Genomic DNA, 19955 nt, shown 5'->3' on the forward strand with positions numbered 1-19955 from the left:
ATTTTTTTATCCTCCCATTTTATTTCTTGTTTTTATTAGGATATTTTTTAGTATTAACTCCAATAATCATGAAAAAACACCTCCCCATAAATTCTTCTAAAAAAAAGATGTAATAGTATAAAGTGTTATACTATTTATTTATATCCAAGTAATAATCCTCCTTGGAAAACAATGAGTGAAAGCACGTAAGCAATGACCAGACATATACCTATTGATGCAAACATCCATTTCCATGAGTTGGATTCTTCCTTGATAGCACCGATTGCTGCGAAACATGCAGGGTATAATAAAGTGAATACCATGAATGAAATTGCTGATAATGGTGTGAACATCTGAGAGAGTACACCTGAAATTCCTTGTTCATCATCTTCTGCTAGTGAGAATAATGTACCGAATGTTGATACTACAATTTCTTTTGCCATTAATCCGAATACTAAAGCTACTGCTGCTTGCCAGAATCCGAATCCTAATGGACCAAATAGTGGTGCTAATATGCTACCAAACATACCGATTAGGCTGTTTGCTGAACCGTATTCTACTCCAGGTGGTAGGTTTGCTAATATCCATACAAGTACGGATGTACCTAATATGATTGTACCTGCTTTTTTGATGAATAAGAATCCTCTTTCCCACATGTGTAATACTGCACTTTTTAGTGTAGGTATTCTGTATGGTGGAAGTTCCATGATAAATGGTGATGATTCTTCTGAGAATACTGAGCTTTTAAGTACTTTAGCTACTATTATTGCTACAATCATACCTAATATGTAGAGTCCGAATGTTACTACTGTTTGTTGGAATGGATCAGAGAAGAATGCTGCTGTGAATAATGCGTATATTGGCACTCTTGCACTACATGATATGAATGGTATTGCTAACATTGTGGATATTCTGTCACTTTCGTTTGATAATGTTCTTGTTGACATGATAGCAGTTACTCCACATCCAAATCCTAATATCATTGGAATAAATGCTTTTCCTGATAATCCCATTACTTTGTGCATTGCTCTGTCTATTACGAATGCTGCTCTTGCCAGGTATCCTATGTCTTCTATTAGACTTAGTAGGAAGAACAGTATGAAAATGATTGGTACGAATGTTAGTACTCCACCTACTCCACCGATTACTGCATCTATGAGTAATGATGAGACTAGTCCTTCACCGAATATTTGGAATAAGTATTCGCTTAATATTCCCCATCCTTGATCTATTAGGTCTTGGAATGGTGCTCCTATTGTGTATGTGATTTGGAATATTAAGAATATTACGATGAAAAATATTGGAAGTCCTAAGTATTTGTTTGTTACTATTTTATCTATTTTATCGGTAATTGATTCTTTTTCGCCTGTTGGTTTTTTTACTGATTGTTTTAGGATTTTGTCTATTTCTGCGTATCTTGCATCAATGAATGTGTCGTCTACATTGTCATTGAATTTGTTTTCTAGTTCTTTTCTTATTTCTGTTACTTTTCGTAGGTTTTGTTTGTCTGATGATTGTTCGGCTAAGTCTAGGACTTCGTCGTCGCCTTCGAGTAATTTTACTGCTGTCCAGCTGTCTGGTGCAGATCCTACTTTTAAGTGTGGGAATAGTTCTTTTACTTGTTTGATTTGTTCGTCTAGTTCAAATCCATAGGTTAGGTTTGCTGAGTTGTCGGATGGATTTTTTGCTGCTTTTATTGATGCTTTTACTAGGTCGTCTAGTCCTGTTCCTTCTCTTGCATCAACTACTACTACTGGTATTCCCAGTGCTTTTTCTAATTTTTTTATGTCTATTTTGAACCCTGCTTCTTCAGCGTAGTTTAACATGTTTAATGCGAGTATGGTGTTTGCACCAGTTTCCATTATTTGTAATGTTAAGTATAAGTTTCTTTGTATGTTTTCTGCGTCTATTACGTTTATTACTGCGTCGTTTTCTTCGTGTATGATTGCGTCTCTTGAAACTTGTTCTTCTACTGAGTATGGGGTTAAACTGTAATTTCCTGGTAAATCTATTACTTCAATATCATAGTTATCAAATGTAAAACTACCAGATTTTAGTTCTACTGTTTTACCTGGCCAGTTTCCTACGTGTTGTTTCATACCTGTTAGTTGGTTGAATACTGTACTTTTTCCTACGTTAGGGTTTCCGGCAAGTAAAAATTTTAATTTCTCCATGTCATACCTCTTAACTAACTTATCAATTTAGGCTTGCCTAAATTGAGTTGTATTTTATTACAACTTAAAATTTAAAATGAAAATAAATATTAACCCTTTAGTTAATAATAAATAAAAAGATACAATTAATTAGATTTATTCTAATTCAATTGCCTGAGCTTCTTCTTTTCTTAAAGCCAAAGAAAAACCTTGAATTCTAATTTCAACAGGATATCCTAATGGTGCTTTCCTTTCTAATTTTACTGGAATTCCATTAATTAAACCCATTTCCCTGAGATGTTTACCAAGAGTTCCTTTTACTCTGTGTTTTCTAACAATTCCTGTTTCTCCTGGTTTTAAGTCATCTACTGTTTTTGCCATGAAATGCCTCCTATAAATAATATAAGTTTATCTATGATATTTTACCATCAAAAAAAAATATTTAACACGATAATTAGGTCAATGAAATAATTTTTTTTAAACACATAATTAGTAATACCTAATTAGGTATACCTAAGTTTTTCATAGTATATAAAGTTTTGGTGAATAAAAATTTATAACAACAAAAAAAAGTAACAAAAATAATAAAAAATTGAAAAAATAATAAAAAAAACACTAAAAAAAAATTGTAGAAGGTAATTAGTTACCTTCTAAAGCTTTTCTTTCTTCATCTAATTTATGTTTAGCCATTTGGAAGAGAACTAAGTAATCAGAATCATCCATAACAGGAATAACTTCTAAACCTAATGCTTCATGTTCTTCAATCCAATCATCATTAAGAACAGGAACTTCTAATTTAATTGGTTCATCGCTATGATTAACAACAATTAAGTTTCTGAAAGTAGTTCTAAGTTCTACAATGTATCCACCTAAACCTATTATATGATGTTCACGTAATACTATTTTCATGTTATCACCTTATAATAATACAGTTGTTAAAACAGCTGTTACAACTCCCACTACTGCGATCATACTTGTAGCAATGACTGTAGGATAGAATTCACGGTTAGTGAATAATGGTGCGAAAGCACTGGTTACAGCAATTGCCATTGTGATGATAATTGAACAAATAATAGGTATTATTATTGAAATATTCAAAGGATTTAGAGCAAAGAATGGTGGCATACCTAAGAATAATGTTGAATAAATACATGCTCCAACAAATATTAAGGAAGCGTGAGCCATTGTATAAATTGCTCTTGATTTTGACATATATTCCATAATAGGACCTTGAATTACATCAGAGTGACCTTCCAAGTATGCGAAAGGATTTGAATTTAATATAATTAAGAATCCTATGAAGAATACTATTGAACCAATTATACCTGGTAGAGTGAATAAGAAAGCACCGTTAACTTGTTGGAATCTTACGATTTCAATTAAGTCAATACTTCCAGCCATTATTACAGGTATAAATAATGCTATATAGAATGGTAAACTACCAAATGAAACAAGTCTTAATGACCTATTTGCACTTATTGTTTCTAAGAATGATTGTTTAGCACCTCTATGTTTTCCACCTTTTGCTTGGTCAGGGAAAGGCATTGTTTTAGACATAAGTGACTGTGAGAATGAACTCATGAATAAATATAATACTTCTTCCACTTTTAATAAACCTACAACTGCTACTATACTAGCAAATGGACCCCATGCTGCCATTACAGGAGGCATTAATATAAGGAATAATGCTGCTACTACAATCAATGTTACAATAGGTAATGCGTTGTATACTCTTGGCATAACTGCTGATGGTTTTAAAGCTTTTTTATAAAAGAACTTTAATGTAGTGTATATACCAGGACTAGTAAGTTGAGGTCCAATCCTTTGTTGTACCCTAGCTTCTGATTTCTTTTCAATACCTGGTAACCATAAAGCTACGAAACCAGCAATTATGAAAGTAACGACTACATAAATGATTGATGTTAATAAATCCATTGTCTGATCTCCTATAATTTAATTATTTGTATAGCTCTATCAGTACAAGTGAAACATGGATCACAAGAAACGATTGCAAGCTGAGCATCCTGTACTGGGTGACCAATACATGATTCTTGCATAGCACCAATGTTAGACATTGATGGTGTTCTTATAATACTGTGTCTTACTTTTCCATCTTCTAAACCATATGAATGGTAACATACACCACGAGGTACTTCTATGTAACTTTTATATACTGGAGAGTCAACCATTTCCCAATCCCTATTTACAACAGGTCCTTTAGGTAAGTCTCTGATAACTTGTCTAATAATTTTAGTTGCTTCAAAGATTTCTGTAGCTCTCATTAAAATGTTAGCTGCTACGTCTCCACCATCTTGAGTTATTACATCAAATTCAATGCCTTCATATTCTGGCATTTTTGTTCTGTAATCATATTCGTATCCTGTTGCCCTTAATGTTGGTCCGGTAACATGTAAATCTAATGCTTGTTTTTGTGATAATTGACCTGTACCAACAATACGGTGCATTACCATAGGGTCTGAAACAAACCTTTCAGCAAAGTCTCCAACTTTTTCATCGATGTAATCCATTACATCAAGAATTCTTTGTTGTTCTTTTAAGTTTAAGTCTGCTCTAGGTCTTACTCCACCGAGTACAGATATACCGTATTGTACCCTGTTTCCACCCATCATGTATAATAGTTCCATTACAGATTCCCTGATGTAGAAAATTCTCATTGCGAATGTTTCATGGTTTAATACTTCGGAACCGTGTCCTAAGTAAAGCATGTGACTGTGAAGTCTTTCAAGTTCCTGAGCTAATACTCTTAAGTATCTTGCTCTTTCAGGTATTTCTATACCGAGTGCACCTTCACCAGCACGACATGAGTTGAATATGTGTCCATTTGAACAGATACCACATACTTTTTCTGTTAAAGCATTTGCTTTTTCTACTGGTAATCCTTCCATGATTCTTTCAATACCTCTATGGTTTAAACCTACAGTAATCTCAGCATCCTTAACTATTTCGTCTTCTACGAATAGTCTTACTCTGTAAGGTTCTAATGCTGCTGGATGTACTGTACCCATATCGATTTCTGTTTCAAAAACTTGTCTTTCTACTTCGTTACAAGTTGTTGCTCCATCTATTTTTGTAACCATATATAAATACTCCTTACAAATTTTTTAATCTTTTAAGCCATTAATGATAGGAATAACTGATGCTACACCAGCCACTACATCTTTAGCTCTTACTGCACATCCAGGGATTTTTGCATCTACTGGTATTACGTTTTCTACTGGTCCTTCGATTTCTTCGGATGGTATTTCTCCGTGAATATTTTTGTAAACTCCACCGGTTAGTGCACATGCTCCTACTGCAACAACTAATTTTGGATTAGGTATTGATTCGTAGATTTTTATCAGTGGTTCTTTTGTCCAGTGAGTTACAGGACCACTTACTACAAGAACATCAGCTTCTCTTGGGTTCCAAGTTAAGTATACGTTATACTGTTCTAGATCGAATTTTGGAGATAAAACTGCGTTAACTATTTCAATATCACAACCGTTACAACCACCAGTATATACGAGCATTACGTGGATGGATTTTGATCGTGAGGTTCCTTTAAGTCCCATATTAATCCCCCTTATTCCTCTACAGCTTCACTTGAATCAGCTGCTGATTCTTCTTGAGCTTTTAGTTTTTCGTTCATTTCTTTTCTCTTTTGGATAATTGAATCATCAGTTAAATATTGTGCGATATATTTAATTTTTGCATCTGGTATTTCACTAGGATCCAAAAGCATACTGTTTACATCTTTACTACATTTATTACCAACGTGATTTGGATGTATTGTTGCTGCTACTCCAAATAATGCGAAGATAGGACAGAAATCGTGACAGTGGTAACAGTGAACACAATCAAGTTCATTGATTTCTGGTACTGCTGTTTTAACTATTCCGTCTGCAATTTCTACTGGTTCTATTGGAGTCATTACAATAGCTTTTGTAGGACATACATTTGAACATCCACCACAACCAATACATTCAACTTCTGCAACTAAAGGTGCTGGTTTAACATTTCCGGTTAATACATCGTTACGGAATTGCATGTCAGTTACACGGTCACTTGCAAAGATTAATCTTTTGAGGTTGGTATAAATTCCATTTAAAAATATTTTTCCTAAACTCATATTTGTGCCTCGAAATCTCTTTGTATTTTAATTGCTCTTGCTGGACATGCAGTCTTACAAGCTCCACAGTAGATACATCTGTCCTGGTTAATATTCAGGTTACCTTCTTCGTCAGCAGTGATTGCTTTGAATACACATGCATCTACACAACGATTACAGCCAACACATAAGTTGTTGTTTATCATTGAGTATCCACTTGAAATTTTCATTTTAAGTGGTGTGGTTTTTGGTATTGCACTTACAGGGCAGTGCATTGCACATTTTTCACAAAGTACACATTTGTCAAAGTTTACATTTACTCCGTCATCGGTTACAGTAATTGCATCTTTTGGACATACTTCTTCACATATTCCACATTTTAGACATTGTGGTGCAACTTCACCGTTCCATGTAGCGCTTGCAAATTTACGTGCATCGTATTTACATTCGCTTACACATCCTCCACACATTACACATACTCCTTCAAGTGTAATTTTAGAATCTGGTACGAATTCTAGTACGCCTTGAGGACATGCGTTTGTACATGGTGCGTGTTCGAAGTCTGTTGCACATGCTGCTTCTCCGTTTTCGTTTCCGCATAGTGTGCATAAGTCAACATCGAATCTGATTCTTTTGTTAACTATTTGTAATGCTTCTGTTGGACATGCGTCTGCACATAGTTCACAGTCTACACATGCTATCATTCTTGTATCATTTTCAACGTCATATTCTGGTTGATTGATTTCAAGTTGTAAGTGTTTTGCTGTGATTGCATCGTTTGGACATTCAATTAGACATTTGTAACATAATGCACATTTTCCCATGTCGACTTTGTATGGGCCGCCTTCTTCTACTGGTCCTATTGCGTCTCTTGGACAGACATCTATACATAAGTCACATTTTGTACAGACACCTGGTTCTATGTATGAGAATTTAATTGAATTTGATGGACAGAAGTATGCACATCTTCCACATTCTATACAGTCTTCATGGATGGTTCCCACGTATAGTCTGCTTGCAGAGTCTTTTTCTGTTGGTACTGCCTTTTTAGGTGCTGGCATTCTTGCATCGTTTTTACATGCTGGTACACATACTCCACAGTTGGAACACATTCCCATGATTTTTCCATCTTTAACTGTAATTACATCTACTGGACAAACGTTGATACACATTCCACATAAGTTACATTTAGTTCTGTCTACTACATAACCACCAAACTTGTTTTTAAATATAGCTTTGTTTGGACATACACGTTCACATTTTCCACAAGTTATACAGCTAACTACTTTTCCGTCTACTAATTTTATTGCATCAGTAGGGCAAGCATCTACACAATCACCTGAGCCATCACATTTTCCTGGATTTGATAAAAACATTCTCTATTACCCCACTTAAGCTTTAATTTTAGTTCCTATTAATCCTCTTCCAATAATTGCTCCGATTACACCCATTACAAATCCTGGTCCTAATGGTAATCCACCATAGTATGGGAATGTTCCTAACCAGAATGCTACTAGTAATGCACCGATTATTATTGCTATCCAAGAGGATGTGTTTAATTTTATTCCATTAGTTGGAGTTTTATGCATCATTGCTCCAGCTATAATCCCTATTATTAAAGCACAAATTGTTGGCCCGGTGTATAACATACCGAATAAATTAGGACCTACTGATTGTAAGAATGGTACTGTTGTTTCTAAAACCATTAAAACTCCTCCTAATCAATTTCCTCGTTATCTATGTAATCTCCTGCAAATTTAGTTACTCCGTAGAAGAGTATTACTAAAGTTGTTAATCCGATAAATACTTTTACACCGATTGCGATGTTAAGGTATGGGATTATTCCTGCGTGTAATGCGTCAGGATAGTTTAACATAGATTGTAATCCTGCTGGTACTAATCCGTAAATGTTTGTACCTACATTGTAAAGGAATGAGCCACCAGCAAATAATCCTACTAATCCTAGGCATATGTAAAGTAATGCTCCGCAACTTTCCACTAGGGACATTCTTGCGTGGGATAAGTTGAATGGATTATCTTTTAGTCCGTAAGCAAGTATACATAATATTGCTCCAGAAGCCATCATAGCTCCACCTTGGAAACCTCCACCAGGTGTTATGTGACCACCGAGTATTGTCATTATACCATAGCCCATCATAATAAATGATACGGGGTATGCGATTAATTTAAGAAGATCACTCATCATCGTCACCTCCAAGGTTTACTTTTCCTCTGCCGAATACTAACATTGTGGTTACTACTGCACTTACTAAGATAAATGCTTCTCCAAGGGTATCGAATCCTCTGAAATCGAATACAATGTTTGTTACTAGGTTTGGTGCTATTGATACACCAAGTCCTTGGTATATGTAGTTGATACCAGGGAAGATCATTCCACTGAAGTTAACCATTGAGTTTAAGAATATTGCTGAGAATGCTGCTATAGCTAATATTAGTGCTATGTCTCTTATTGAAGCCTGCATCTAGAATACCCCCCAGTAGAATACTATTGCAAATATTGCTAATGTTAATACTGCGTAGAACATCATGTTGTTGAAATCATCACTATGTTCTTTGTACAATTTAGGCATTATTGGTGTTGCGAACATGAATAATAACATTAATGCTACTACTACAACAATCATTAATGCTGGACTGACAAGTCTTATTGTTAATGCAGCTATTAGTAAGGATGCCATTAACACTAATTCTGCAGACAGGATTGATGATGTTTTTGATCCGTTTACTAATGTTTTTTCTGGATCTTGCCCAAATGTACTTTTTAAAGTTTCTACGAATTTGTCGTACATATTCATCTTATCACCTTACTATAATGCAAATGCTGTTAGTGCTAATACACCTAATCTATTTACTACTAAACCAGGGAAGAGACCTATGATTAAACATACGATTAAGAACACTACCATTACTGCTACTGTTGTTTTTGGTATTGGTGCAGATGATATTTCTAGATCGTCAGGTTTTTCTCTGAGGAATATTGCGTATGCCATTTTGAGGAATGCGAGGAATGTTACAATACTTAATATTATCATTATTACTGCTAATTCTGGGATTCCTGCTGCGATTGCTGCTTGACATAATAAGTATTTACTTTGGAATACGTTGAATGGAGGTACTCCTGCCATTGCGAATCCTGCAAGTACTGTTAGTAATGCTGCTGTTGGCATGGTTGGTAATAATCCACCAAGTTTACTAATTTTACTTGTTCTGGTTTTGTATAATACTAATCCGAATCCTATGAATAGGAATGAAGTTACTACTAATTCGTTTACTGCTTGGAATAATCCTGCTGTAATACTGAGTGGTGTTGCTAATCCAATACCTACTCCTATGTAACCGAGTTCTCCTACTGCTAAGTATGCGATGATACGTTTGTAGTCATCTTGTACCATAGCCATACATATACCTAAGATCATTGCAACTACGCTTACTGCGAGCATTGCCATTTGTGCTGTAGGTAAGTATCCGAAGATTCTTATGATTACTAATCCTATTGCGATACATGCTATTACGGAGAATGATTGTAATAACATTGATCCGCTAGGTAATCCTTTTGAATAGATTTCTGATTTAATTGCGTTGAATGGTGGTAATCCTGTTGCGTATAACCATCCATAAATTAACATACCTGCTGCAAATAATAATACTGGGTTTGTAGGGTCTACGAGTCCACTGTGTATCATCATTACTATATCGGTAATGTTTACGTTACCTGTTAATCCGAGGATTAATGCTATACCTAAGAGCATGAAGGATCCTCCAACTTCTCCAAGTAACATGTATTTTAAACCAGTTTCATAGTTTCCTTTTACTCTTGATACTAGTATAAGTCCTACTTGTACTAATGCTGCAATTTCAAAGAATACGTATAAGTTGAATATATCGTCTGTTAATACGAATGCCATTAATGCTGCTGATAGCATGAATAACATGTATAAGTATACACCGGATGTTTTCTTTGTTTCAGCAATTGATATGAATACTGCACACATTGCTACTAGTCCTAGTATGAAGAGTATTACTTGTTGTCCTGGACCGAATGCGTATGTAATTGCTGGGTGGAATAATTGAAGGAATGCTCCTTTACCTGTTATTAAGGTGTTTATTGCACTTGGTATTGTTGCTGTTAATCCACCGTTTATTAGAGGTTTGTATCCACCAAAGAAGTGGTTTCCGTATACTGCGATTATTGGAATTATTGGTAGACATATTGCTCCAATGTATCCGAAAAATTTGGTAACACCGCTGTGCTCATGTAATAAGTTTACTAATACAGCACATATTATTGGAATAATTACCATTAATGGTATAAATATTGTTCCATCCATTAGCAATTACCCCCTTTGGTTGTATTTATAGCACTATTCATTGTTTTCCTCTCCTAATTTTTTATCGTTTAAAAGAGCGGTCGCACTAAGTGTTCCATGTCTTTTGTATAAAACTACAGAAAGTGCTAGCATTACTGCAAGTGTACTTGCACCAATTACGATACTGGTAAGTACTAATGCAAATGGTAATGGATATGATGCTTGACCTAAAAAGCTGTTTACATCCATATTTTGTAAGAACATATATGGAATTCCGTTTGCTCTGTAACCTAATGCGATTAATAATAGGTTTACACCGTCTCCAATAAATGCTGCTCCTATAATTTTCTTAAGAACATTGTCTAGGTAGACTAATGCTATTAATCCGATAATCATTAAAAGTGCTGCTGTGAGTAATGCACCTAATTGAACAATTTCTACTGCCATTAGGAATCACCTTCCACTTCATCGGTTACAGGAGGTTCTCTAGTTTTTAATACTGAAAGACCAACTAGTGTTGGGACGATAGCTGCTCCTACTACAGCTTGTGTTAATGCTACATCTGGAGCTAATAATATTTGATGAATAGCTGCTATTGCAAATCCAGTTACACTGGTTAAAACTGCCATTTTAAGTAAATCTTTTTGTATTAAACATACAATAGCTCCTAATATTGCGAAAACATATAATGCGATAGGTACAGCATTTTGTACTAAAATATTTACATCTATCATTTTAATGCTCTCCTTGTTCTCCACGGTAATGTCCACTTGCTATAGCGTGTGTTGCGAATGGTGCTAGTATAAAGTATACTACTCCTAATGCTGGTTCTCCAATTAATATTAAGATTAATACACTGACCATATCAACTATACCTAAAATTTCTAATCTTCCAAATACAGCGTATTGTAATGCATCATCTGTATTTGATAATAATCCTTTTGCGGTAATTAATACGATAATACCTAGTATAATAAAGACTATTCCTAAAATGATTGAAATTGGATCACCCATAGTTAAGGAAAGACTTAATCCTGCATCTGCCATTATATTTCGCCTCCACCTAAAACTGTAGCGGCTGCAATTGTTCCAACTGGGCTTAATATAATTAATGCAAATGCTATATCTCTACAGAATGTAACTCCTGTTAATGAGGTTACCATTGTAAGTACTACTGCAAGAGCAATTGTGAATCCTGCTACCCCAGCTAATGCTGAACCAGTAGTTTTTCTTGCTGCTATTCTTAAAGTAGCAAACATGTAGATAACTAGACATAACATTAGGAACAATTCAGATATTGTTAAAAAATCCATCTCATCACCCTATGCTTATTCTAACATTTTCTTAATTGTTGACTCAAGAGGTATGATGTCCTCACGTGAACGAGGAGTTAATGCAGATACTGTTAATACACCAGTTTCTTGGTTCATATCAATTGTGATTGTACCAGGTGTTAAGGTGATTGTGTTGGATAGTATTGCAAGAGATACTGGACGTTTAAGGTCTGGTATGATCTCCACTACCACAGGATCTACTTCACCCTTGAGACAGCAACTAGCAGTGCTTAGTACTGCCTTAATTATTTCGACTACTAATCTTACGAAAAATTCAATTCCGTAGATTATTCTACTTAAAAACATAAATTAAACTCCGTTTTTATATATTGAACATCATCCATAACATTATTATAGAATTCTCAGAGAATCATATACCATATAATCTCCAAGCCATCCCCCATTGTTCACCTGGGTTAATCTGACTCCTATTTCAAGCCAAATGTTAAGTTAAATTAATTAGCTACAAAAACTCCATACTTAAAAAAGAAAAACTTCACATTCAAGTATATAGTATGAATATATTTATGAGAAACTACATATTTAATTGTTATGAATTATGTTTAGGCTAACTTAAAAAATACAAATAATTATAGACAAAATGTAACAAAAAAATAGAAACAAACAAAAAAAGAAAAAAAGGAATTTAAATGATATAATTGAGGAAAGGCCGGAAAGTAAACAGTATATGACCAAACTCATTCACATAAGCAACTGCCAAAAACAGCCATATGCCAATAAAAACAAAAGCCAAACCCCTATGATACTCCCTGTCAGATAATGGCCAGAAAACTGCAAGACCAGACGGAGTCATCAAATCCAATATAAGATGACTGGAAGCACCAAGAAACAACATAATAAATATTAACCTCCAATCAATAACACTAATATTAACAGGTGCCAGGAAAAGACAAACCGCCAACAATATCTCATAATAAGTAAGAACCCTCCTACTGACCACAAAATAACCAAGAAGTGACAACATCACAAAAATGGCAAGATTATTAGGCATCACATAATTAGCATAATCCGCCAAACTAATAACCACGGGAAGAAAACCCATCATCATAAACAAGAAAAGAAAACATATGACCGTCACACCAATCAGCGAATGAGTTAAACCCCTATGCTTAGAATAATAAAAAGTAACAGCAAGCAATATTATGATTAAACCAGACAATACCGAACCTTGAAGAATAAAAAGCAACAATGAAATTATTATACCAACAAGGAACATAGAATTAACCTTATACTTATTATGCTTATGATCCATATCAGGAATAGAAGCACCAATAAGTGCAAAAAACAAATAAAAGAAGCTTGGAATAAACGGTAATGCTAAAATAATTCCAGCTAATGCATGAGTCTTGTATGATGGCATATCTTCAACCCTCCCACTTTAAGTTAAATGAATATATTAGTTAATATTATATTACACCAAAATAATTTAAAAAACTAATTATTTGACTATAAGAAAAATCAACACTACCCACATCAATAAAGCCACACCGTGAAACACTCTCACAAGTAACAGCCGGAACACCCCTAATGTTTGATTCATCCTCAACAGCACCCCTTAAAACAGATCCCGCATCACCCACCGGCAAAATCCTGGATGAAGTATCCCTACAAATCCTTTGCGCTATCCTAACACTCTGAATAAGAGGCCTTACCGAACAGAATACTGAAGCAAAACCAGGCTTTTTACCAGGATCAGTAGTATGACAATCACAAAGAGCAGTTACATTATTATCCACAGCATAATCAACTATACTCCTAGTAACACCACACCTATGAGCATTACGATTCATATCCAAAGAATTAAACTCCCTAATATTAAGCATTGTAGACTCCGGAATAGAAAAAGGCATTATATGAAGTTTACATTTAAGATTAATATTACCCATAATAATTTCATTCATCAAACATACCAATGCAGCCTGTGAAGATAATTCATCACCATGAACCCCACCAACCAACATCAAATCATAACGACCAGAACCAGTTGTGAAAACTATGGAACCATCAAGTGTTCTATCAACACACCCCACCAATTCACTGTTTTTCCTGAAACCACTATTAATAAAATAACGATTCAAATGAGTATTAGCTAAAACATTACCACCAGTAGACGAATCTATAGAAATAAAATCAAAATTAGACATGAAAAAAACCCATCCTATTACTAAATGGTATGTTTAAAAAAATATTTAAAAGTAACACACAGGAAATAATACCCAGAAAAAAAAATATAATCTGTAAACTATAATTTTCCCAAAAAAAAGATACTGGTATGAAGTACCACTAGTGTACCCCACACCTCACTACAAAAAAAGTAATAATCGGTTAAGATAACAAAAATCATGCTAAAGTAACATTACTAGTCTTCTTATACGCATTATAATTTTTGTTACCATTATATGCTAGTGTTAAGGATATTTTCTTAGTAGTGACTGGTTTTGTTATTGTGTATGTTCCTTCGGTGTTTGTTTTTGCAGTGTATGTTTTGTTGTTGATTGTGATTTTTACGTTACTGTTCATCAATACCTTATTGTTAGCATCCACCAGTTTACCTGTTATAGTAGCCTTTGCATTACTGTAACTGCTACCGGTTAATGTAACTTTAACGTTCTGTTTTGCAACTTTGAATGATGTCTTAGCAGTAGCCTTCTTATAATTCTTATTACCCTTATAGGACACTGAGACATTATTTACACCAATACTGGTTGCTTTTAGTGTTAAAGTGTACACTCCCTTGTTATTGGTTTTTGCAGTGTATGCTTTACCATTAATGTTAATATTTACTAGTGTGTTCATAATAACTTTACCATTAGCATCAGTTAACTTACCAGTAACCTTGACAGTGTTTTTGTACTTTGTACTGGTAATCTTGTTTACTGTGATTTTCAGTCCCTGCTTATAGACTTTGAAAGTTTTCTTAGCAGAAACCCCGTTATAATTCTTATTACCATTATAAGATACTGTTACATTATTAGTGCCCACAGTCTTAGCAGCCACCGTGTATGTGAATTTACCGCCAGCAACAGTCTTAACCTTAACAGTCTTACCATTAATGTTCAAGTTCAAAAGAGTATTAGCAATAAGTTTACCATTAGCATCACTTAAAACACCCGTAATTTTTACTTTATCACCATAATATACAGATTTAATACTATCAAGTTTTAGTACAAGATTCTGACGTGCCACCTTAAATGTAGTAGTGTTCTCAGCATAATTATAATTATTATCAGCATCAAAAGACACAACAACACTATTATCACCAACAACAGAAGCACGAACAGTTAAATTATATACTCCATCTTTATCAGTGGTGACTTTCTGAGCAATACCACCAACACTCACACTAACAGGACTAGAAGCAATAACATTACCATCACAATCACTAAGCTTACCAGAAATAGTGACGTTCTGACCAAACTTAGCACCAGGAATACTATTAACTGTTATAACAGCATCCTTAGCCATGTTATCTTCCAATTGTTTAAGAATAGCATCCAACTTATCATTCAACTGCTTATTCTGGTCCTGTAATGCTTTGTTTTGTTCTTGTAATGCCTTGTTAGCATCAGTTAAATTCTTAGCAGTACTGTCTAATTTATCATTTAACTCTTTGTTTTGTTCTTGTAAGTCCTTGTTTTGTTGTGTTAAATTATTTTTAGTATCATTTAACTGTTCTGATAAATCCTCATTATCTTTTGTTAAGTTATCAAGTTGTCCCTGTAAGTTCTTGTTCTGTTCTGTTAGGTTAGCTGTTTGATTAGCTAACTGTTCTTTAAGCTCATTATTAGCCTGAGTAATATTATCTAATTGTTCACTAGTTTTATTGTTTTGTTCCTGTAATTGTTCTAGTTGTTCTCGTAGTTTATCATTTTCTTTCTGTAAGTCATCTAACCTGTTTAGTACTTCGTTCATTTCACGATCAGTATCACGGATAGTAACATCCTTACTAGCACTACTTCCATAAACATCAACCGTACCGTCGAATGTTACGGTGAGACTGTTTACACCAAGGCATGGAGTGTAAGTGTAAGTATATTCACCATCATTATTAGTAGTTACAATTACTTTAGAACCGTTAAGGTTTAATGTAAGATTAGCACCACCAATAGGAGTATTCTTACTGTCCACAAGTTTACCAGTGATAACTAACTCTTCACCATACAACGGACTATTAGTCTCCAATGTAACAGTACTGTTTAACATCTGAGTAATTTTCACATTACGCACAAAATCATTATAATAATAACTGCCCGTAAAGTTAGCAACAAGATACTCGTCACTGTACCCCTCAGGAAGAGCAACATTAGATATGAATTTACCATTACTTACCCTACCAGAAGCTAACTCCTGACCATCCAAAGTAGACAATACAATCCTACCATCAGTAACATTCACTCCTAAGTTATCACTTAAAGTTAACTCAACATCTGCAACATTACCATCCACACTTACCATAGGAGTCACGAGAACATCAGCCTTACTAGTATTCAAAGTGATAGTGGTAGAGTTTGTATTGTATGCATCAGTACTTGGGAAACTAACTGTAATCTTACCTGAATCTAACCATTCCTTAGTAACCATTTCATCTAATGTTGCAATACCATCAACCGTTTCAACTGTGTAACTTGAACGTCCAACAGTGAAAGTAACATTAGTATCACTTACAGGATTACCATTCTGATTAAGGAAAGTAGCAGCAACTGTTGCTTTCTCGTTAAGTTTTGCAGTGAATTCATCAACAGTTATTGTTACATTGGATTTAACTACGTCAACATTTACTTTAGTTACATTGTCATTGTATTTAATCCCATCATAATACCATACTTTAATAGGATAATTTCCAATAACATATGATGGTAATGTAACAGTTGTTTGACCATTAACTAAATCTTTCTTATCAATAAAGTATCCATCATAATAAACTTCAACATAACCACTAGTAACAAGCATATTGTTATCAATATCATTAACTGTAACTGTAATTACTGGTGTATCATCAGCAAAGTACTGACTTTCACAACCAATACTTATCTGAGTACTATATGCAGGATTGTTATCCTCAACAATATTGTCACCACCAGTGACACTATAATCACCAAATGATGAACTGGCAATCAAAGTATTATATCTAACATTATTATTGTTTGAATCATCATCAAAGATTATAGTATATTCAGCAGTAGTGTTTACTGTGTTATTTTCAAAAGTGTTAATTCTTGAGTTAACTATGTTAATTGAATTGGCAGAATTGAAAATGTTATTATTGAATATGTTATTACTAGTTGAATTTAATGTAACTTTACCATTAAAAGTACAACCATCAAATATAATATAACTTTGATTAACAATTAAATCCTTATTGAAAGTACAATTATAGAAAGCTATATTACCAGTTTCAAAAATAACATCCCCATCAAATGTGATACTATTAAAGTTAGTTTCTTCAGAACCTGCAAGTAAATACACATTAGAAGTTAAACTAATATCACTCATATCTGTTAAATTTAACGCCTTGTTAATATACATGTCATTTAGATTAGAAGTATATATTAAGATATTAGATGATGAATTAACAGTATTTAAAAGATTACCATTATTATCAAATACTTGATTAATTTTTACAGAAGTGAAAAGAATATACGTGTTATCTTTTGGATATTCATTCATTACAATAGAATCTATGTTAGTAAAATCTTCAGAGTTAACATATCTTGAGATTGATTGAACTGTTGAATTAATCAATAATAAATAGTTTCTTATTCCAGGTCCTTTACCTGTTGGACCAACTTCGTATGGTATTATTGAGTTTTTAACAGTTAAAAAAACTCCTGATACGCCGAAGTTAAATGTTGAAAGGAAAGTAGAATTCTCTATTACTAAGTCAACTGACCAATCGTTCCAATCTTCATCAAGACTACTAATCTCATATTCTTTATCACTTAAATTAAATACTAAAATATCACCATCTTTAAAAACATCTGCTTTAAACATATACTCTTCAAACCAATCATCATAAGTGAAATATTCTTCAACATTACTATCATTTATATAGAACACCCTTGGCATTTTTACCTCTTCATTGTTGCCTTCAGATGTAAATTCAGTACTGTTACTTATAGCATCTTCACCATAACCATTATTACTAAGTAACTTGTTATTAGTTAGAGTATTATTTTCACCAGTTATTTTTACTGCATATTCTTCATCAGAGTATATTTCATTGTTATTTAATGTATTGTTATTACCGGTAACTGAAACTTGATTTGCAGTATTATTTTCAAATTTAACATTATTGTTTATTGTTACTGTATCTTTGAATGTGTTGTTGTATACTGTTGCTTGGTTAATTGTTGTTTTTGTGTAAAAAGTATTATTTGTTACTATTCCTGGGAAAGATATTTCTGCAGGTGTATGTGCTCCTTCAACCGCATTATAATCAGAATATGTTATAATATTGTTTTTAAAGGTTATTGAATCAACTTCTGTTACCACCCCATATTCAGCTTCTGCATATTGATTTTTTAGTGGGATAGATGTGTCAATATAATTGTTTTCTATTATATGTCCTTTACCTGATAATGCTAAACCATAACATGTTCCATAACCATACGTGTAAAATGAACGGATTGTGTTATTTCGAATTGTTATGTTAGTAGAAGAACCCCCACCATACGTGGTGATATATAATAAATTTCCTATTATTCCTTCACTTCCATCTCCTTCAATGGTGTTGTTTTCAATAAAACAATTTTGTGAACCGGTAATTACTACATTACTGTGTCCACCATTTGCAAAAGTTTTAAAAAAACTGTTAGCAACAGTAATATTATTCGAATTATCACGGATAGTAAATGATCCAACACCAAAACCTATATTTGATTCACAAATTGCAGTAATATTATCAATATGTACATTTTCAGTATTGCTTATATTAATCCTAGTATTATGAAAAGTTATTCCAGTAATATTAGTTCCAGCACTTCCTTCCGTTAATTGGAAAATACCATTAGTATAACTACCGGAAGTATCAGTAGAATGTGTATCCAAATCAATGTAAGCATCACCACTAGATGAAATAATATTTAACGGTTTATTAATATTTAAAGCATATCTTGGATTATCTAATTTACCTTGAATGTCAATAGTATCCCCTTCAGTTACATTTTCATTAAATTTACCATCAGTAATATATTCATCAAAGTTGTTTGAGTTTAGTGTGATTGTTTGTGCTTCTTTTTTTATATTATTTTTCTTATTTTTTGTAATGATTTTTTCATTAACACTGCTTGTTATTTCATTATCATTTTTAGATTTCTCTGTAAGATTAATTGTATTATTACTTTTTGTTGTGTACTTTTTAGTATGTGTTACTTGATCTGAATTATCACTGTCTACAGTATTAAGTGTAGTTTGATCAATATTAACACTTTGTATTGCTACTTCATTTACAGTATCTTCAGATACTTCTGTTGCCATTGTTACTGACATACATAGTATTAGTAGCATTCCTAGTAGAATAGTCTTGAAAAACTTACTATTCAAGATGATTTCCTCCATTATTTTTTTAATGAATGATTATAAGTTCATTTTTAATTAATTTTTTATTATAATCATTGTGGAATTTCTTGTATTCTTGAATAAATGTGGTTTTGGTATTTGTGGGAATGTTTGATGAGTTTATGTAATTTTAATAATTGGGTTATTATTGAGTTTGTGTGTCTTATGTAATCTTAGTTTATATTTTTTTGTATTTTTTTGATTTATTCTTGAATATTCATTCCATAACTTAATAATATAGGAGAAAAAGAATAGTAATTGTATTAATTTAGGAAAATATTATATTTTGGGTTTTATATATTTTCTAAGATTAATATGGATTATAGTGACAATATTTTTTTATACATGTTTCATTTTGCAAATTTCTGTAATGTTTATTGTCACTATATATTAATACTAGTTCTCGTTCTTCATTATTAAGTTAATATTATATTTGTCGCCCCCCCCCCCCCTTTAAACTATCGAAATTATTGTA

Annotated in this window: 21 protein-coding genes; all 21 read right to left on the minus strand. The window is 33.2% G+C overall.

Annotated elements, in window-relative coordinates; genetic code table 11:
• Positions 1 to 134: 134 nt before the first annotated feature.
• The 21 genes from feoB to PXD04_RS22015 all read right to left on the minus strand — a co-directional run bounded on the left by feoB (position 135) and on the right by PXD04_RS22015 (position 19465).
• Positions 135 to 2153 carry a ferrous iron transport protein B gene (gene feoB / locus PXD04_RS21915; RefSeq protein ID WP_323736926.1) on the minus strand — a complete coding sequence of 673 codons (2019 nt, stop codon included), beginning with the start codon at positions 2151 to 2153 and terminating at the stop codon, positions 135 to 137.
• Between the two features lie 135 nt (positions 2154 to 2288).
• The gene (locus PXD04_RS21920) at positions 2289 to 2513 is read right to left on the minus strand and encodes a FeoA family protein (RefSeq protein ID WP_323736927.1); all 225 of its coding nucleotides are present in this window, start codon (positions 2511 to 2513) and stop codon (positions 2289 to 2291) included.
• A gap of 258 nt (positions 2514 to 2771) precedes the next feature.
• Positions 2772 to 3041 carry an energy-converting hydrogenase B subunit EhbP gene (gene ehbP, locus PXD04_RS21925; RefSeq protein WP_323736928.1) on the minus strand — a complete coding sequence of 90 codons (270 nt, stop codon included), beginning with the start codon at positions 3039 to 3041 and terminating at the stop codon, positions 2772 to 2774.
• A gap of 9 nt (positions 3042 to 3050) precedes the next feature.
• Positions 3051 to 4067, minus strand: a complete 1017-nt coding sequence (locus tag PXD04_RS21930; RefSeq protein ID WP_323736929.1) for a respiratory chain complex I subunit 1 family protein — start codon at positions 4065 to 4067, stop codon at positions 3051 to 3053.
• A gap of 11 nt (positions 4068 to 4078) precedes the next feature.
• A complete protein-coding gene (locus PXD04_RS21935) occupies positions 4079 to 5230 on the minus strand; it encodes a nickel-dependent hydrogenase large subunit (protein WP_323736930.1) in 1152 nt (383 codons plus the stop codon).
• 24 nt (positions 5231 to 5254) lie between these two features.
• Positions 5255 to 5704: a hypothetical protein gene (locus PXD04_RS21940; protein WP_323736931.1), complete on the minus strand. Its 450-nt coding sequence runs from the start codon at positions 5702 to 5704 to the stop codon at positions 5255 to 5257.
• A gap of 11 nt (positions 5705 to 5715) precedes the next feature.
• Positions 5716 to 6261 (minus strand): 4Fe-4S dicluster domain-containing protein, encoded by a 546-nt coding sequence (locus PXD04_RS21945; protein ID WP_323736932.1) that lies wholly within the window; start codon positions 6259 to 6261, stop codon positions 5716 to 5718.
• Positions 6258 to 7616 carry a 4Fe-4S binding protein gene (locus tag PXD04_RS21950; protein WP_323736933.1) on the minus strand — a complete coding sequence of 453 codons (1359 nt, stop codon included), beginning with the start codon at positions 7614 to 7616 and terminating at the stop codon, positions 6258 to 6260. Before PXD04_RS21950 ends, PXD04_RS21945 begins: the two co-directional genes overlap by 4 nt.
• 15 nt (positions 7617 to 7631) lie before the next feature.
• The gene (locus tag PXD04_RS21955; protein WP_323736934.1) at positions 7632 to 7946 is read right to left on the minus strand and encodes a hypothetical protein; all 315 of its coding nucleotides are present in this window, start codon (positions 7944 to 7946) and stop codon (positions 7632 to 7634) included.
• An 11-nt stretch (positions 7947 to 7957) separates the two neighbouring features.
• Complete coding sequence (locus PXD04_RS21960) at positions 7958 to 8452, minus strand: MnhB domain-containing protein (protein ID WP_323736935.1); 495 nt, start codon at positions 8450 to 8452, stop codon at positions 7958 to 7960.
• On the minus strand, positions 8436 to 8723 hold the full coding sequence (locus PXD04_RS21965; RefSeq protein ID WP_323736936.1) for an EhbH: 288 nt from the start codon (positions 8721 to 8723) through the stop codon (positions 8436 to 8438). The genes PXD04_RS21960 and PXD04_RS21965 overlap by 17 nt, the downstream gene beginning before the upstream one ends.
• The gene (locus tag PXD04_RS21970) at positions 8724 to 9050 is read right to left on the minus strand and encodes an energy-converting hydrogenase B subunit G, EhbG (RefSeq protein WP_323736937.1); all 327 of its coding nucleotides are present in this window, start codon (positions 9048 to 9050) and stop codon (positions 8724 to 8726) included.
• Between the two features lie 18 nt (positions 9051 to 9068).
• Complete coding sequence (gene ehbF / locus PXD04_RS21975) at positions 9069 to 10589, minus strand: energy conserving hydrogenase EhbF (RefSeq protein WP_323736938.1); 1521 nt, start codon at positions 10587 to 10589, stop codon at positions 9069 to 9071.
• A gap of 33 nt (positions 10590 to 10622) precedes the next feature.
• The gene (locus PXD04_RS21980; RefSeq protein ID WP_323736939.1) at positions 10623 to 11015 is read right to left on the minus strand and encodes a cation:proton antiporter subunit C; all 393 of its coding nucleotides are present in this window, start codon (positions 11013 to 11015) and stop codon (positions 10623 to 10625) included.
• Complete coding sequence (locus tag PXD04_RS21985) at positions 11015 to 11302, minus strand: DUF4040 domain-containing protein (protein ID WP_323736940.1); 288 nt, start codon at positions 11300 to 11302, stop codon at positions 11015 to 11017. The genes PXD04_RS21980 and PXD04_RS21985 overlap by 1 nt, the downstream gene beginning before the upstream one ends.
• A 1-nt stretch (position 11303) precedes the next feature.
• Positions 11304 to 11615, minus strand: coding sequence for a cation:proton antiporter (locus PXD04_RS21990; RefSeq protein ID WP_323736941.1), 312 nt, complete (start codon positions 11613 to 11615; stop codon positions 11304 to 11306).
• Entirely contained in the window at positions 11615 to 11881 is a 267-nt protein-coding gene (locus tag PXD04_RS21995; protein ID WP_323736942.1) for a hypothetical protein, read from the minus strand. Before PXD04_RS21995 ends, PXD04_RS21990 begins: the two co-directional genes overlap by 1 nt.
• A gap of 15 nt (positions 11882 to 11896) precedes the next feature.
• Positions 11897 to 12208: a Na+/H+ antiporter subunit E gene (locus PXD04_RS22000; RefSeq protein WP_323736943.1), complete on the minus strand. Its 312-nt coding sequence runs from the start codon at positions 12206 to 12208 to the stop codon at positions 11897 to 11899.
• 340 nt (positions 12209 to 12548) lie between these two features.
• The gene (locus PXD04_RS22005) at positions 12549 to 13283 is read right to left on the minus strand and encodes a metal-dependent hydrolase (RefSeq protein ID WP_323736944.1); all 735 of its coding nucleotides are present in this window, start codon (positions 13281 to 13283) and stop codon (positions 12549 to 12551) included.
• Between the two features lie 46 nt (positions 13284 to 13329).
• Positions 13330 to 14067, minus strand: a complete 738-nt coding sequence (locus PXD04_RS22010) for a hypothetical protein (RefSeq protein ID WP_323736945.1) — start codon at positions 14065 to 14067, stop codon at positions 13330 to 13332.
• A 196-nt stretch (positions 14068 to 14263) separates the two neighbouring features.
• The gene (locus PXD04_RS22015) at positions 14264 to 19465 is read right to left on the minus strand and encodes an Ig-like domain repeat protein (protein WP_323736946.1); all 5202 of its coding nucleotides are present in this window, start codon (positions 19463 to 19465) and stop codon (positions 14264 to 14266) included.
• Positions 19466 to 19955 lie beyond the last annotated feature (490 nt).

The sequence above is a fragment of the Methanosphaera sp. ISO3-F5 genome, from assembly GCF_034480035.2.
In the GTDB taxonomy this organism is placed as follows: domain Archaea; phylum Methanobacteriota; class Methanobacteria; order Methanobacteriales; family Methanobacteriaceae; genus Methanosphaera.